The 14,481-nt window shown below is 40.2% G+C and carries 12 protein-coding genes; 6 read left to right on the top strand and 6 right to left on the bottom strand.

Annotation, left to right across the window (positions count from 1 at the left end; genetic code table 11):
• Positions 1 to 309: 309 nt before the first annotated feature.
• The 5 genes from GQR56_RS11690 to GQR56_RS11670 are packed head-to-tail and all read left to right on the top strand — an operon-like array spanning position 310 to position 7,973.
• Positions 310 to 1,671, top strand: coding sequence for a TolC family protein (locus GQR56_RS11690; RefSeq protein WP_166111606.1), 1,362 nt, complete (start codon positions 310 to 312; stop codon positions 1,669 to 1,671).
• Positions 1,668 to 2,813, top strand: a complete 1,146-nt coding sequence (locus GQR56_RS11685; RefSeq protein WP_166111603.1) for an efflux RND transporter periplasmic adaptor subunit — start codon at positions 1,668 to 1,670, stop codon at positions 2,811 to 2,813. Before GQR56_RS11690 ends, GQR56_RS11685 begins: the two co-directional genes overlap by 4 nt.
• Positions 2,813 to 6,001 (top strand): efflux RND transporter permease subunit, encoded by a 3,189-nt coding sequence (locus GQR56_RS11680; protein ID WP_166111600.1) that lies wholly within the window; start codon positions 2,813 to 2,815, stop codon positions 5,999 to 6,001. The genes GQR56_RS11685 and GQR56_RS11680 overlap by 1 nt, the downstream gene beginning before the upstream one ends.
• Positions 6,001 to 6,684 (top strand): response regulator transcription factor, encoded by a 684-nt coding sequence (locus tag GQR56_RS11675; protein WP_166111597.1) that lies wholly within the window; start codon positions 6,001 to 6,003, stop codon positions 6,682 to 6,684. Before GQR56_RS11680 ends, GQR56_RS11675 begins: the two co-directional genes overlap by 1 nt.
• Entirely contained in the window at positions 6,681 to 7,973 is a 1,293-nt protein-coding gene (locus tag GQR56_RS11670; RefSeq protein ID WP_166111594.1) for a HAMP domain-containing sensor histidine kinase, read from the top strand. The genes GQR56_RS11675 and GQR56_RS11670 overlap by 4 nt, the downstream gene beginning before the upstream one ends.
• Before the next feature lie 155 nt (positions 7,974 to 8,128).
• Here GQR56_RS11670 and GQR56_RS11665 read toward each other — a convergent pair whose 3' ends face one another.
• The 3 genes from GQR56_RS11665 to GQR56_RS11655 form a co-directional block, all read right to left on the bottom strand.
• Positions 8,129 to 8,362 (bottom strand): hypothetical protein, encoded by a 234-nt coding sequence (locus tag GQR56_RS11665; protein ID WP_166111591.1) that lies wholly within the window; start codon positions 8,360 to 8,362, stop codon positions 8,129 to 8,131.
• 216 nt (positions 8,363 to 8,578) lie between these two features.
• The gene (locus GQR56_RS11660; RefSeq protein WP_166111588.1) at positions 8,579 to 9,436 is read right to left on the bottom strand and encodes an MBL fold metallo-hydrolase; all 858 of its coding nucleotides are present in this window, start codon (positions 9,434 to 9,436) and stop codon (positions 8,579 to 8,581) included.
• 228 nt (positions 9,437 to 9,664) lie between these two features.
• Positions 9,665 to 11,548 carry a propionyl-CoA synthetase gene (locus GQR56_RS11655; RefSeq protein ID WP_166111585.1) on the bottom strand — a complete coding sequence of 628 codons (1,884 nt, stop codon included), beginning with the start codon at positions 11,546 to 11,548 and terminating at the stop codon, positions 9,665 to 9,667.
• Between the two features lie 186 nt (positions 11,549 to 11,734).
• On the opposite strand from GQR56_RS11655, the gene GQR56_RS11650 reads away from it, so the two are divergent.
• Positions 11,735 to 12,130 (top strand): NUDIX hydrolase, encoded by a 396-nt coding sequence (locus GQR56_RS11650; RefSeq protein WP_166111582.1) that lies wholly within the window; start codon positions 11,735 to 11,737, stop codon positions 12,128 to 12,130.
• A gap of 9 nt (positions 12,131 to 12,139) precedes the next feature.
• Here the strand turns inward: GQR56_RS11650 and GQR56_RS11645 are convergent, their stop codons facing one another.
• From GQR56_RS11645 to GQR56_RS11635, 3 genes are all read right to left on the bottom strand, one after another.
• On the bottom strand, positions 12,140 to 13,237 hold the full coding sequence (locus GQR56_RS11645; protein WP_166111579.1) for a polysaccharide lyase family 7 protein: 1,098 nt from the start codon (positions 13,235 to 13,237) through the stop codon (positions 12,140 to 12,142).
• 314 nt (positions 13,238 to 13,551) lie between these two features.
• Positions 13,552 to 13,935: a hypothetical protein gene (locus tag GQR56_RS11640; RefSeq protein ID WP_024611953.1), complete on the bottom strand. Its 384-nt coding sequence runs from the start codon at positions 13,933 to 13,935 to the stop codon at positions 13,552 to 13,554.
• Positions 13,932 to 14,237, bottom strand: a complete 306-nt coding sequence (locus tag GQR56_RS11635; RefSeq protein WP_033024453.1) for a hypothetical protein — start codon at positions 14,235 to 14,237, stop codon at positions 13,932 to 13,934. The genes GQR56_RS11640 and GQR56_RS11635 overlap by 4 nt, the downstream gene beginning before the upstream one ends.
• Positions 14,238 to 14,481 lie beyond the last annotated feature (244 nt).

Genomic DNA, 14,481 nt, shown 5'->3' with positions numbered 1-14,481 from the left:
TTACCTTTAACTAATCAAGGGTTTAAAAAACAAAGAGACGTTAAAGTAGAAAGGTGTATAGCTAATGTAAATATTTTAAGTTCAGCTAAAAAGTACTCATATACTTAACTAATGAAAGCTTTTCTCATTATTAAATGTAGGAGCTGAACAAAATTACCACCTATAAAATAGCTTAAAATATGAGTTTGCATCGACTTAGTATTTTTAATAAATTTATTAATCAAAATTAAATAGGTTAATGCCATTTAACCTCTCCTTAACCCTCGACCGAATAAGCTATGTGCAATGGTATGAATTAGGCATAGTTAAATGGTTTATTTTAAAAAGCACTCAACCGGTTTGTTACTTGCACTTAGTTGCACGCTTGCTGCATGCAGTAGTCAGCCAAGCTATCAAGGTAATAGTACTGAGCAGTCGCTAAAGCAACATGCAAACTGGCAGTACACACAAAGTAACGCACAGCAAGTAAATTACATTACCGATTTGGTGGATATTGAAGGGCTTGATTCGCTTATTGAGCAAGCTGTTACTAATAATCCATCGTTTAATCAAGTGCATGTTGCATTAAAACTAGCTTATGCGCAGCGTGATGTAACCGCTGCAAGTCAGTGGTTTAGTGTAGATGCAGGATTTGACGCGCAGCGCAGTGAGACCGAAGGCACGCAATATAGCTCATCAGTAGGTATAAGTTGGGAAGCCGATATATGGCAAAAAATTGCTGACAACGTAGCCGCGCAAGATATGACTATTGCCAGTAACCAAGCTACTTATCAAGGTGCTAAAGACACATTAGTAGCGAGTGTTATTCGTACTTATTTAAATATTATTTTGCAGCAAAATTTACTCGATATAGAGCAACAACGTTTAGTTGTTTTACAAAATAATGAGCAAAGTATTGTAGAGCGCTACCAATATGGGTTAGGTGATTTAGAAGCGCTTGATACCGCCCGTACTAGCACGGCATCTACTCGCGCAACCATTGCCGATTACGAAGAAAAAATAGCAAAAGCAAAGCGTGCTTTAATGCTAATTGTAGGCACTGATAAACTTCAAAACCTGCCAAGTACATTAACACTGCCAAGCGTTATTGAGCCATTAAGTACATTACCAGAGCAAGATTTGGCACGCCGACCTGACTTACAAAGTGCCTATTACAACATTCAGGCAAAGCATTACTTGGTTGATGTATCGTACAAAGAGCTACTACCGAGTATTTCGCTTTCGGCATCACTGAGTGATTTAGCAAGCACGCCAAGCCAAGCATTATTAACTAGCCCTGTGTGGAGTTTATTGGGTAGTTTAAGTGCCCCTTTATTTGAAGGTGGAGCACTGCGTGCGCAAGTTGATATTGCAAAATTAAATGCCGAGCAAGCGTTTTGGGAATACCAAGATACGCTACTAAGTGCGGTAAACGAAGTTGAAAATGCACTCGGGCAGGAGCAATCATTAACTGAGCAACAACTGCAAATTAGCAATGCACTTGCCAGCGCTCAACGCAGCTTTAGTAACTATCAAAGTAAGTATCAACAAGGTTTGGTTGATATTTTAGATTTGCTAACAGTGCAACAAAAAGTATACGACCTGCAAGCTCAGCTTAGCCAAATAAACTACACCATTTTAACTAACCGCATAGATTTAGGCCTCGCTTTGGGCCTTGGAGTATCGTCATGAAAATTTCGCCAACACCGGTTGTTGTAACGCTTGTTGCTATTGTTTGTATAGGACTTGCTATTATGTATAACGGTCAAAAAATGGCTGAACAAGCAAATAGCCCACAACCTGCCGCTATTAAAGCTATTGCCCCAAATGTATCGGTAATTAATGCAGCTCCGAGCACTTATCAGGCTTATGTTAGTGGGCATGGTGAAGCTAAAGCGCATTGGTCACTTAGCTTAAAAGCGCAAGTTAAAGGCGAAGTAACCAGTATGAGCGAGCAATTTGCGACCGGTAACTTAATAACTAAAGGGCCAGTGCTTGCAAAAATTGATGACACCGAATACTTACAGGCCCTAGCTAGCGCAAAAGCAACATTGGCTGATGCAAAACTAGCACTGCAAGAAGAACAAGATTTAGGTGAGCAGGCAAAACGTGAATGGGATCGCTCAGGCGTTACGCAAGCACCAAGCTCGCCGCTTGTATTTAGAACGCTGCAATTAGAAGCCGCGCAAGCTACGCTCGATAAAGCACAATATGCACTTAAAACCGCACTGCGTGATGTAAATAACACCCAGTTAAGTGCACCATTTGACGCTGTTATTTTATCGCGCGATATAGATTTAGGTACTTATGTAGGTATTGGCGATACGCTTGCCACGCTAAACAGTACCGACAAAATAGAAATAACCGTGCCGCTTTCATTAAGCCAGTGGCAAAACCTAGCAAATAATAAATCAGGCGAGGTTATTTTAACTGATGTAACCACCAATACTAAATGGAATGGTTACATTGCACGTTTTGAGCAACACCTTGATGACAGTTCGCGTCAACGCAGTGTAATTGTTGCCTTAGATAAACCGTTTGAGCAAGCAACGCCGTTACTGCCTGGCACATTTTTAGCGGTAGAAATTGCCGGTAAGCAGTTAAGTAACGTAATAAAACTACCTGCTTCTGCGGTATCTCAAGATGGTTCAATTTGGTACGTAAATGATCAAAACAACTTAGTAAGCATACAAGCCAATAAAGTATTTGAGCGTGGTGATTACGTATATATTTCGCCAGTTGCAGAGCAAAGTGCTTTAAAAGTAGTAACGCGCCCATTAGTAAGTTACCTAAGCGATATGAAAGTAAATCCAATTGTTGAGGAGATACAATAATGAGCCCTTATCAAGCACCTCAATCACCCAGTAATAATAACCCGCTGCACGGTATTATTAACTGGTTTGCAAATAACTCTGTTGCCGCTAACTTATTGTTAGTTAGTGTGATTGTAATGGGGGTTATGTCGCTTTCGACTTTACGTAAAGAGGCATTTCCGAGTTTAGAGCCGGATATTATTTCGGTGTCGGTGGTTTACGACAGTGGCGATGCATTGCAAGCCGAAGAAGGAATAGCGTTAAAAATTGAAGAAGCGCTCGAAACCGTATCAGGTATTAAACGTATTACCTCTACATCCGATGCTAGCGGCAGCCATGTAAGCATTGAAAAAAGTACTGATTACTCACTCGATGAGTTACTTGTTGACGTTAAAAACCAAGTTGACGCTATTAATAACTTTCCGGCAGATGCTGAGCAACCTGTTATTGATAAAGCCCGTAGGCAAGATCATGCATTAACGCTGCAACTTTTTGGGGATGCCGATCGCCATACATTACAAAACCTGGGCGAAAAACTTAAAGCCGATTTATTAGCGCAATCAGGTATTAGCGACGTAGCGCAGTCGGGTGTGATTGACCCGATGATGTCCATAGAAATCGACGAAGGTAAACTCCAAGCCTATGGCTTAACTATTAGCGATATAAGCGAGGTCATTAATAATGAGTCATCAAGCCCGCTTTCGACTAGTTTACGCGATAGTAGTAAAATTATACGCTTAAAAGCCGCTGACCAAGCTTACTGGCAGCGCGACTTTGCCAATATTGTATTGCTAACAACCGCATCAGGCACACAAATTAAGTTAGGCGATGTAGCAACCGTTACCGACTCATTTGCCGAAGATAGCAACTCATTAAGCCGTTATAACCAACAAAATGCCGTAGGCGTTGAAATTTTAATGGGCGATAACAGCGATATAACTACCATTGTTGAGCAAGCTAATAGCGTAATAGATAAATGGCACGAAAGCGGTTTATTACCTCAAAACGTAGAGCTTGAAAGCTGGCACGACAAAAGCACCATGATCACCGATCGTTTATCGCTACTTACTAAAAATGCCGTGACCGGTATTATTATGGTGTTTGTAATACTTGCCATATTTTTAAACGTACGCGTAGCGCTGTGGGTGGCTGGTGGCTTGCCGTTTGTATTTTTTGGTACGCTTTATTTTATGACCGATGGCTACACCGCACTGACCATAAACGAAATGACCACCTTTGGCTTTATTATGGCGCTGGGTATAGTGGTAGACGATGCCGTTGTTGTAGGCGAGAGTATTTACACCACACGTAAAAAACATGGCGATACATTAAATAATACAGTTTTAGGCACCATGAAGGTTGCTGTGCCAACAATATTTGGGGTGTTAACCACGGTGGCTGCGTTTGTGGCGCTTTCGAATGTATCAGGTAACTTAGGTAAAATTTACTCTCAATTTGCTACCGTAGTAACTATTTGTTTACTGCTTTCAGTTGTTGAATCAAAACTTATTTTACCATCGCATTTAGCCCACATTAGTACTAAACGCCAAGTTAAAAAAGGCTTAGGGGGTCTGTGGTCAAAAATACAACATGGTGCTGATAGTGGCTTAAGCTGGTTTAGCAAAAACATTTACTGCAAGGTTATTGAATTTTCACTGCGCTTTAGATACGCCGTAGTGGCTGCGTTTATCGCCTTTTTTATACTGGTTATTGGCATGCCAATGACAGGCACAGTTAAAGTTGGTTTTTTCCCAAGTATTGCAGGCGACACCGTAACAGCCAATTTAGTTATGCAAAACGACGCAGCCTATGGGCAAACAAACACAAATTTACTAACGCTAGAGCAAAGTGCATTACAAGCTGAGCAAAACTTAATGACTAAGTTGAGCTCTGACAAAAGCGAAATAACCAGCCTTCAAGTTGTTAGCAGTAGCGACACCAGCGGTGAAGTAAGTGTTGAGCTATTAAACGAAGGCGCTTTTACAGCAAGCGAATTTGCTCAAGAGTGGCAGCGCGTAGCAGGTAGCCTTGAGGGCAGTAAAAAATTACAAATATTAGCCACGCGTAAAATGGTCGATAACTTTAAAGTTGAGCTTAAAGCGTGGGACGACGAAACCGTAATGGCGGCGGGCGCACTATTTAAGGAGCGCTTACAAAATACCGCAGGCGTTAACGGAATAGACGACAACTTAAACCCAGGTCAGCCACAGCTTAAATTTACCCTAAATGCACAAGGGCGTGCACTTGGCATGGATACAGCCAGTTTATCAAAGCAAGTACTTCAAGCCTTTGGTGGTGCAGTTGTACAACGCTACCAACGTAATAAAGACGAAGTTAAAGTGCGTGTACGCTACCCAGAAGATGCTCGTAAAACACCTGCCGATATAATGCAGTCGCGTATTCGCCTGCCTGATGGCACCGTTGTACCGCTAGTAAACGTAGCCACAGTAAGCAGTGAATATCAGCAAGATGAAATAACCCGCATTGATGGACTACGTGCAATTTATTTAAGCGCACAAGTAGATAAAAACGTGATTGCTCCAAACGAGTTAGTTGCTAATTTAAAGCGCGACTTAATTCCTGAGTTAACACAGCAATTTCCTAACTTAAGTGTGTATTTTGCAGGAGAGGCAGAGCAACAAAGCGAAACCACCAGCTCAATGAGTACTATGTTTGTAGCGGCTTTATTAGTTATTTACGTGTTGCTGGCTATTCCGCTTAAATCGTACATTCAACCAGTACTAATCATGGTGGCAATTCCGTTTGGCATTGTGGGCGCTATTTTAGGACATTGGTGGAACGACTTAACCATTAGTATATTGTCATTAAATGGTATTTTGGCGCTCAGTGGCGTAGTTGTAAACGACAGCCTATTACTTGTTTCACGCTTTAACGAACTAGTAAAAGAAGAGGGCATGAGCACACACGATGCCATAGTTGAGTCGTGTACGAGTCGTTTGCGTGCGGTATTACTTACCTCAATTACAACTTACGCAGGCTTAGTGCCGCTACTTAGCGAAACCTCAATGCAGGCACAGTTTTTAATTCCTGCTGCGGCATCACTTGGCTACGGTATTTTGTTTGCTACGGTTATTACCTTAATACTTATACCGGCATTATTGATGATTCAAACCGATGCTAAACGTGGTATTGATGCTGTGCTAAAATCGCTAGGTGCTAAAAATAAAACGCAGGAAACAGCCTCTTAATGATAAACGTACTACTGGTTGAAGACGACATAGATTTGGCAACCACCATTGTTGATTATCTCGAAATTGAGTCAATAGAGTGTGACCATGCAAGCAATGGCGTAATGGGTTTAAATTTAATAGAACGTAATCAATATCAAATGATTATATTAGATGTAAATATGCCAAAAATGGACGGTTTAACCATGTGTAAAACATTGCGTGAGCAAGGCATTGATATACCAGTATTAATGCTGACAGCGCGCGATAGCCTTGACAATAAGCTTGAGGGGTTTGCAGCCGGTAGTGACGACTATTTAGTAAAACCATTTGCTATGAAAGAGCTAGTAGCGCGGGTTCAAGTATTGGCAAAGCGTAAAAGTGGAGAGGTAAAGCGACTTACATTTGCTAACTTAACACTTAATTTAACCGCGCATACAGCAACAGTGGCAGAGCACAGTTTAAAGTTATCACCCATTACTTTTAAGTTATTAGAAGTGCTTGTACGAGAGCAGCAAAAACCGGTAACCCGACAGGTAATTATGCAAGCAATATGGGGCGACGATCAGCCAGACAGCAATAGCTTAAAAGTGCATATTCATCATTTGCGTAAACAGCTAGAGCAAGCGCATTGCCAAGCCGTACTAGAAACAATACCCAGTGTAGGGTTTGCGCTAAAATTAAAAAATGAGATACAAGCATGAAAATTAGACCCAGCCTGAGGTTGTATTTTTTTGCCACCATGGTGCTTTTAAGTTCATTAATGGCAATTGGCTTTTCGTTTTTAAGTGTTAATTATTTTATTGATGGCTTAGACCGAGGGTTAAACGGAGTTATGTTTGAGCTTTCGCAAACCACTGAGATTGAAGATGGGCAGCCAAAAAATATTGTTGGATTTAATGTGGCGAGCCGTTGGGAAGACATGCCAGAAATAATACAGCAAAAATTTGAAGTAGCGCCAAATGAAGCCGGTGTACTACAAAAAGTGAAAGATAATACCTCGTTGTTTACTATGCCTGCAGACTTGTTTTTTGTTGTTTACTATCAAAACCCAAATGGCGAGGCGCGTTATATATCGCGCATTATGCTTGAAAAAAATCGCCCTAAAAGAATGGGAAGTGTAAAACCAATACACCGCATGACATTGATAGCCATTACTGGTTTTGCAGCCATTGCCTTATTTACCTTCTTTTTGTTTATGGTAATGAAAAAAATAGCTAAGCCAGTAGAGTCACTACGTGGTTGGGCTAAGTCGTTAAATCAAAATAATTTACAAAACACGCCGCCCGACTTTACCTATAACGAACTAAATACCTTGGCAACGTTAATACGCAGTAGCTTGCTTTCTGCTCACGACAGCCTTGAGCGAGAACAGCGCTTTTTAAGTTATGCGAGCCACGAGTTACGTACACCAATTTCGGTTATTCGCAGCAACGTTGAATTACTTAACCGCTTAAGCGAAAAAGCACCTTTAAGCGATAAACAACACCTTACACTGCAGCGAATAGAGCGCGCAGGTTTAACCATGAGCGATTTAACCGAGACGTTATTGTGGCTTAGCAGAAATGACGACCAGCAAAGTGCACCAGAGCCTGTAAACCTAGCCGAAAAAATAACGACCTTAGGTAACGAACTCGATTATTTACTCAATTCAAAACAAGTTGATGTACTTATAAATACCGATAACCAAAATACGACTATAAATACCGAAGTCACCGCATGCCACATTGTGCTTACTAACTTAATACGTAATGCATATCAGCATACGCAACAAGGGAAAGTGCGAATTACTCAGCAGGGCAGCCGTGTAATTATAGTAAATAGCAGCGAACAAACTGATACGCCACACACTGCTAATAACACAAACAAGCCTGCCAATATTGGCTACGGTTTAGGGTTGGAGTTAAGCGAAAAAATAATAAAACGACACGGTTGGGTATACGAAGTAAACGACATGCCTGGGCGTTATGAAGTGGTGGTCGATTTTAGTTAATACGCTTTTTTTAATACTTAGAATACTTAGATTTAAAATATAAAACCGCGCTAAGGCACTTTTAAAAAAGCTTTAGCGCGGTTTTTTATATTCAAAAATATTTAATTTAACGCTGAGAATATAGAAACTTAGTGATTTATTTAGCAAAGTATCTGTTAACGAGCCTTACAATGCCAATGATCATCGTGTTTAGTGCAGGCTTGTTTTGTGGGCTTGGCTTTTACGATCACAATGTTTGGAGAGTTGTGCTCAGTTACTAAAACAGGCGTAACTACTTTGACTGCTTTTTTATGTGGTTTATGCGCACTGGGACCATGTTGATATACAGTGCAGCCGCTCATAATAAGCGCGGTCGTCATTACTAAAACTACTTTTAAAGATAAGTTCATGTTTATTAGTCCTATATAGCTTAATACAAAGCCTAGGATAAACTTTTTTTTGTATAGTGCTGTAAGCAAACGTAAGGATATTGTAAAGGTGGTTTATATGGCTTTTGACGTCTATTTAACTAATTAATAAGTACATTGGTACTGCGTTAAATACGCCAATACCAATGCTTATAATATTGAGTTTAGAGCTCAGAGCTTAGTCCACTGAGTTCAAACTTATAAATCGCTGCGCCAACCCATACCAGACTCTTCCATTAAACGCTCGTACACGCCTTCTATGTTAAGCGGTAACCATGCATCAAACTGTTTAAAGTCACTAAATTGGTCTAACTTTACATTTTGTTTAATTTCGTCAAGCGTATTACCGGCTAAAACGCCTGCTGTTACTTGGCTATATAAAAGCTCTAAATAACTTAAGTAACGCGCTACATCAGCCTTGCTGCCAATATCGGCATGTCCGCCTACAAAAGTATCAAAGTCATATTTGAGTACCGCTTGGGTTGAGTTAATCATGCCTTGAATATCGTAACTCCACAGCTTTTGCCACGGCATTCTGCCAATAACAATCCAATCAACTACAAACAATGTTTTTTGCTTTTCGAATAATATACTAACCGAACCACGACCATCGTTTGGACCATGGTAGTTAAGTTTTACTGTGGAATCACCAAGGGTAAGTAGTAGCTCATCATCAAAAGTAAGGCTGGGCGTTACTGTTTTCATTTGTGTGTTTTTAATATCTTGCGCAGCGAGTTTATGCGCTACAAACGTGGTGTGCGGGCTTTTAAATACCTCGGCGCCGTAAATATGATCGCTGTGATTATGGCTATAAATTACATACTTTACCGGTACGTTAAAGCGGGTTTTAATTTGCTCGTTTAACCAGGTGGCGGCTTTTTTATTAAGCGGGTCGGTAACAACTGCGCCCTCAGGAGTGATTAAAAATACTGAGCGGTGTCTGTCGTCTATAAAGCGGTGTAAGCCGTCCCCTAAGTCTTCTATTTCATAGGCTTGTGTGGCAAAGCCTATAAATAATAGGGCTGTAGTTAATAGTTTTTGTAGCAAGCGGGGCATACACCATTCCTTTTTAAATTGATTAAATTAATAACGCTATTAAAAGAAGAAAGTACAAAGCCGTAAAAAATTTCAGCTGTTGGTTAAATTAAAACTTAAAACTTAAAACTTAAAACTTAAAACTTAAAACTTAAAACTAAACCTAAACCTAAACTTAAGTAAAAGGATCAAATATGAGGATGAAATAAAAAGCCATTATAAAAATGGCTTTAGATAGGTTGGTTGGGTTTATCTTTGTGTTAGTTGTTGGTTTATTTCTTCAAAGATACTGGCATCATCTATGGTTGAAGGTATTTGTAGCTCTTCGCCATCAACTAGTTGACGTAAATTTTTACGCAGTATTTTACCCGAGCGGGTTTTGGGCAACCTCTCTACGCTAACTATATTTTTAAGGCACGCAATAGCGCCAATTTGATTACGAACACTTAAAACAAGCGCTTGTTCTACGTCGGTACTTGAGCCCATAAAATCATTTTTAAGCACGATCATTCCCATAGGGAGTTGCCCTTTTAGAGGATCGTTCACGCCAAAAACAGCGCATTCGGCAACAGCAGGGTGCGCGGCTACTATCTCTTCCATTTCGCCAGTAGAAAGCCTATGTCCTGCTACATTTATAACGTCGTCGGTTCTGCCCATAATAAATAGGTAGCCGTCTTCATCAATATAACCACCATCGCCAGATAAATAATAACCTTCGTATTCATTTAGGTAGCTTGCTTTAAAGCGCGTGGTATCCTGCCAAATTGTTGGTAGGCAACCTGGTGGAAGTGGCAGTTTAATTACCACGGCGCCTTGCTCGTTAGCTGCGCATTCATTGCCATCCATATCTAATATTCGCACGTCAAAACCTGGAGTAGGCACGGTAGAGCTGCCAGGTTTTGTTGCTAAGTACTCAAGCCCTACAGGGTTACAAGCAATAGCCCAGCCGGTTTCTGTTTGCCACCAATGATCGAGCACTGGCAGTTTGGTTTTTTCTTTAAGCCACTCGTAAGTGGGAGGGTCTAACCGCTCGCCGGCTAAAAACAAACGTTTTAAGCTAGAGGTATCGTATTGATTAAAACCATCGGCATTTGGGTCTTCTTTTTTAATTGCTCTAAAGGCGGTGGGGGCACTAAATAATGCATTTACTTTATACTCTTCAACCACGCGCCAAAATGCACTAGCATCGGGCGTTTTTACGGGCTTTCCTTCATATAATACGGTAGCGCAGCGATACATTAGCGGCGCGTAAACTATATAAGAATGCCCAACTACCCAACCAATGTCAGACGCTGCCCAAAATACGTCGCCGGGCTTCATACCATAAACGGTTGCCATGCTGTATTGCATTGCCACTGCATGACCGCCATTTTCGCGCACTACGCCTTTGGGTGTACCCGTTGTGCCTGAGGTATATAAAATATAAAGCGGATCATCTCCATTTACAGGCACCGGATCTGCGCTTGCAGCCGTTTGCATTGCCTGAGTCCAATCTATGTCTCGTTTAGGCTTAAGTGTGGCGATGGCTTGCGGGCGCTGAAAAATAACGCAGTGTTCTACTTTGTGCGCAGCTAAGTCTATTGCGTTATCAATGAGTGGCTTGTATTCAATAACGCTGTTTACTTCAACACCACATGAGGCGCTAAGTATAAGTTTGGGCTTGGCATCATCAATGCGTACAGCCAGCTCGTGCGCAGCAAACCCACCAAATACTACAGAATGAATCGCCCCTAAGCGAGCGCACGCCAGCATACCAATAACCGCTTGTGGGATCATTGGCATATAAATTACAACACGGTCGCCTTTTCTAACACCTAATGACTGCATAACACCTGCAAATTTAGCCACTTCTTGTTGTAATTGTAAGTAGCTATAAGTTTGCTTTGTATTGGTAACAGGGGAGTCATAAATTAGTGCCGTTTGCTCGCCAAATCCGGCAATAACGTGTTGGTCTAGCGCTAAAAAACTAGTATTTAATTGCCCGTCGCTAAACCAATGGTAAAGCCCGTCGTCGTCTTGTGTGTATGCTTGCTTTGGTGTTTTATACCATGGAATATTTTTACTTTGTTCAAGCCAAAACTGTGTGGGGTTTTGCTTAAATGTATTATATTGCTGTTGATACTCGCCTGACATGTAAGGCTCCTAAAACTAAATTTGTGTGTGAGAGACCTTACAAAATGTAGGCTCTTTTTAACAGGCAGGCTATTCGACCTTGGTCGGCTAAAAGTTAATCAATACACTGGTTTTAAAAATACAAAATTGACAATACAAAGCGTGTGGTTCAGCATGGCGGGCAGTAAAAATAAGAGAAAACACGATATGAGTAACTTAGTAAGAGTAGGGGTTGCGGTTATCATAAAGCATCAAAACACAATTTTACTAGGTGAGCGTATTGGCGCGCACGGTGCTAATACATGGGCAACACCTGGTGGGCATTTAGAGTTTGGTGAAAGTGTTGAGCAATGTGCAATACGAGAAGTGTTTGAAGAAACAGGTTTAAAGGTAAGTAAAATTACTAAGCTTGATTTTACCAATGATATTTTTACAGCAGAGAACAAACACTATATTACGTTGTATGTAAAAGCTGATTTTGAAGGCGGGGAGCCTGAGCTTAAAGAGCCTAATAAATGTTTAAAGTGGCGCTGGTGCGATATTAATAATCTACCAACGCCACTGTTTACATCACTAAAAAATTACTTATCTGAGGCTGTCTAGCCTAATAAGTTATTTTGTTGGCGGTGTCGCTGGGCTTAACTCCAGTTTACTAAAGCTTACTTGAGCGTAATCGCCATTTTGTTTATCTGTAGTCCAATCGCCAGTACCTAAACAACCTGGGTACCAAATACCTTTCGCGCTTTTAGTACTACATTGGTTATAAGCGCCTGCTTTAAAGTAATGCCAATCTGCAGCGTAACCATGTGGATGATCTTTTTCGTCCACTTTGCCATAAGCATCTACGTTATTACCTAAGTTAATAGAGTAGTTAACGTCTTCTTTGCCTTGTGCGCTAAATGTAAGGTGCATAACATTTTTATACACATTTACCGTGTAGCTAAATTCTTCACCTAGTGCAATACCTGCACCGCCTGGCTCGTTAGGGTTTTCCCATGTATTACCCCAAACTGGGTAAGTAATATCTGTACGGTCAGGATTGGTTTTAGCTAAGTTACGTTCGTAGTTCCAAAAAACTGAGCCTGTTTTATGCCCTGGCCATTTTTTGTAATATATTTTAAGTGGCTCATTACCCCAACCAAATCCAAGTTTAGTATCAATAAGTGCCTGATCTTTACCTGCGTGAATTTGCCCTACAACAACCGAGTAAGCCGCTTTTTTATCAGGGTCGGTAGCGCGTAGTGCAACGTGATCTACCTTTAACGTTGCCTCCATTTTTCCACCAACAGAACCAAATCGGTCAGATAGCGGGTGAACAGCTAAAGCAAAATTGTTTTTAGAATGTTTAGTTTTAATTTTAGTATTTGATCCACGGATCATCTGTCTAAGTTCACTACGGGTATTAGTAGAGTTAGCACTTGTAAGCGCTTTATTAGGGGAGGTAAATACCATGTAGCCTTTTTCATCAAGGTAGAAAAAATCAGGGTGTGCGTAAGTCTGAATTTCTTCTACATCTATTTCATCAATTTTACCGTCGTTGTTTAAATCTACTGGTACATTTATTTTCCAGTGTGATAAATCAAATTTACTTGCAGGTACTGGTGCATCGCTTTGCTGGTTATTGCTTTGCGTGCTTGTACAAGCGGTAAAAAGTAAAGGGGTGATAACGGCTAAAGCCGTAAGTTTAAATGTGGATGTATTTTTTATCATTATTGTCTCTGTGTGATGAAGTAAAAATTGCGCGGTACTGATATCGCTTAACTTTAATCTAACATACCAATTTAAAAATTAAAACTTACCAATTTGTGATTTTTTAGAATGCATTACTATTTACATACTTGGCTTTTGGTTAACCAATTATTTTGGTTGTTTTTATTACATATTTTTGTGGGTATTGAGCTAGGGGGCAGGAGTTTTTGTAATATAGCTTGGTATTCAACACTTACTTTTGTGTTTTTAATACTCTAATAGGTTACTAAGTAGTGCGTTTGTTTAGAGTAAAATAAAGAGTTGTAAGCTGTAACTTAATTGATTGGCTTTTTACTTCTAGGTGCGCCAAGGGTGATACAAATATGGCAAATACATACCGATAAAAATGCACTTATTCCAAGTGCGCCACCATAGCCATCAAGCCGTGGGACTAAATACTCAAAAAGTATTGAAAAAATAATAGCGGAGTTAGTCACTGTATATATGCCAAAACGGTGTGGGGCGCTCATACCTATAAAGGTACCGCCAAAAAATATAATGCTGTAAAGATCTGGATTTAAATTTAGCGCGCTAAAAATTAAGTAAGCAATTATAGACAGCGAAGCAGAAGCTCTTATGGCGTCAAAGCGATTATGCTTTGCTAAAAAAAAGGTTAAGAATGCGCCAAGCAGTGTTAAAAGAGGATACTCAAGGCTCATAGTACAATTCCTTTAGCTAAAACAAATATAGCAACGCTTGCAAAGGCAACGCTGCCAAGTTTTCCACCAAAACCAGTAAACATATTCATAGTAAGCACATACAAACTAGCGCCTATAAGCGAAATAATCGCAATTTCCCAATAACTGGTTATTAAATTAGTAGAGCACATACCAGCAAAACTACCTGCATAAATAGCAGCATAAGGATGATTTTTAACACTTTTAGGAAACGGTATAAATGATCCGATAAGTCCTGTTAATGCTGCCGAAATAACTAACGGCACATTAAATGTTGTATGCATCACAAAGCAGGATATAAAACCCATAAAAAAAGTGATGTATTTTAAAGATAAGAATTTAATCATAGTGCGCGCATTTTAAAGTAACCCTTTTAGGTTTAAAAGCATTGCCTGCAAATATAATGGCATAAGTAATGATTAATTTTGATAAGGCTAGGGTCTGTTGATCTTTCAAGGTTAAATTTGCAGCAGTCTGTTTGGTATTTAGGCAAGGCAGAGCCTATACAGTGTGGTTATTCCCCATAAA

Source organism: Pseudoalteromonas sp. Z9A5, assembly GCF_011378875.1.
GTDB lineage: Bacteria > Pseudomonadota > Gammaproteobacteria > Enterobacterales > Alteromonadaceae > Pseudoalteromonas.
The sequence above is the reverse complement of the archived record's forward strand: the minus strand, read 5'-3'. Positions and strand labels throughout refer to the sequence as shown.

What these genes read in the sequence shown, in the direction of transcription:
- GQR56_RS11690 (WP_166111606.1), top strand. Translation starts at nt 310, where the DNA reads ATGGTTTATTTTAAAAAGCACTCAACCGGTTTGTTACTTGCACTTAGT.
- GQR56_RS11685 (WP_166111603.1), top strand. Translation starts at nt 1,668, where the DNA reads ATGAAAATTTCGCCAACACCGGTTGTTGTAACGCTTGTTGCTATTGTT.
- GQR56_RS11680 (WP_166111600.1), top strand. Translation starts at nt 2,813, where the DNA reads ATGAGCCCTTATCAAGCACCTCAATCACCCAGTAATAATAACCCGCTG.
- GQR56_RS11675 (WP_166111597.1), top strand. Translation starts at nt 6,001, where the DNA reads ATGATAAACGTACTACTGGTTGAAGACGACATAGATTTGGCAACCACC.
- GQR56_RS11670 (WP_166111594.1), top strand. Translation starts at nt 6,681, where the DNA reads ATGAAAATTAGACCCAGCCTGAGGTTGTATTTTTTTGCCACCATGGTG.
- GQR56_RS11665 (WP_166111591.1), bottom strand. Translation starts at nt 8,362, where the DNA reads ATGAACTTATCTTTAAAAGTAGTTTTAGTAATGACGACCGCGCTTATT.
- GQR56_RS11660 (WP_166111588.1), bottom strand. Translation starts at nt 9,436, where the DNA reads ATGCCCCGCTTGCTACAAAAACTATTAACTACAGCCCTATTATTTATA.
- GQR56_RS11655 (WP_166111585.1), bottom strand. Translation starts at nt 11,548, where the DNA reads ATGTCAGGCGAGTATCAACAGCAATATAATACATTTAAGCAAAACCCC.
- GQR56_RS11650 (WP_166111582.1), top strand. Translation starts at nt 11,735, where the DNA reads ATGAGTAACTTAGTAAGAGTAGGGGTTGCGGTTATCATAAAGCATCAA.
- GQR56_RS11645 (WP_166111579.1), bottom strand. Translation starts at nt 13,237, where the DNA reads ATGATAAAAAATACATCCACATTTAAACTTACGGCTTTAGCCGTTATC.
- GQR56_RS11640 (WP_024611953.1), bottom strand. Translation starts at nt 13,935, where the DNA reads ATGAGCCTTGAGTATCCTCTTTTAACACTGCTTGGCGCATTCTTAACC.
- GQR56_RS11635 (WP_033024453.1), bottom strand. Translation starts at nt 14,237, where the DNA reads ATGCATACAACATTTAATGTGCCGTTAGTTATTTCGGCAGCATTAACA.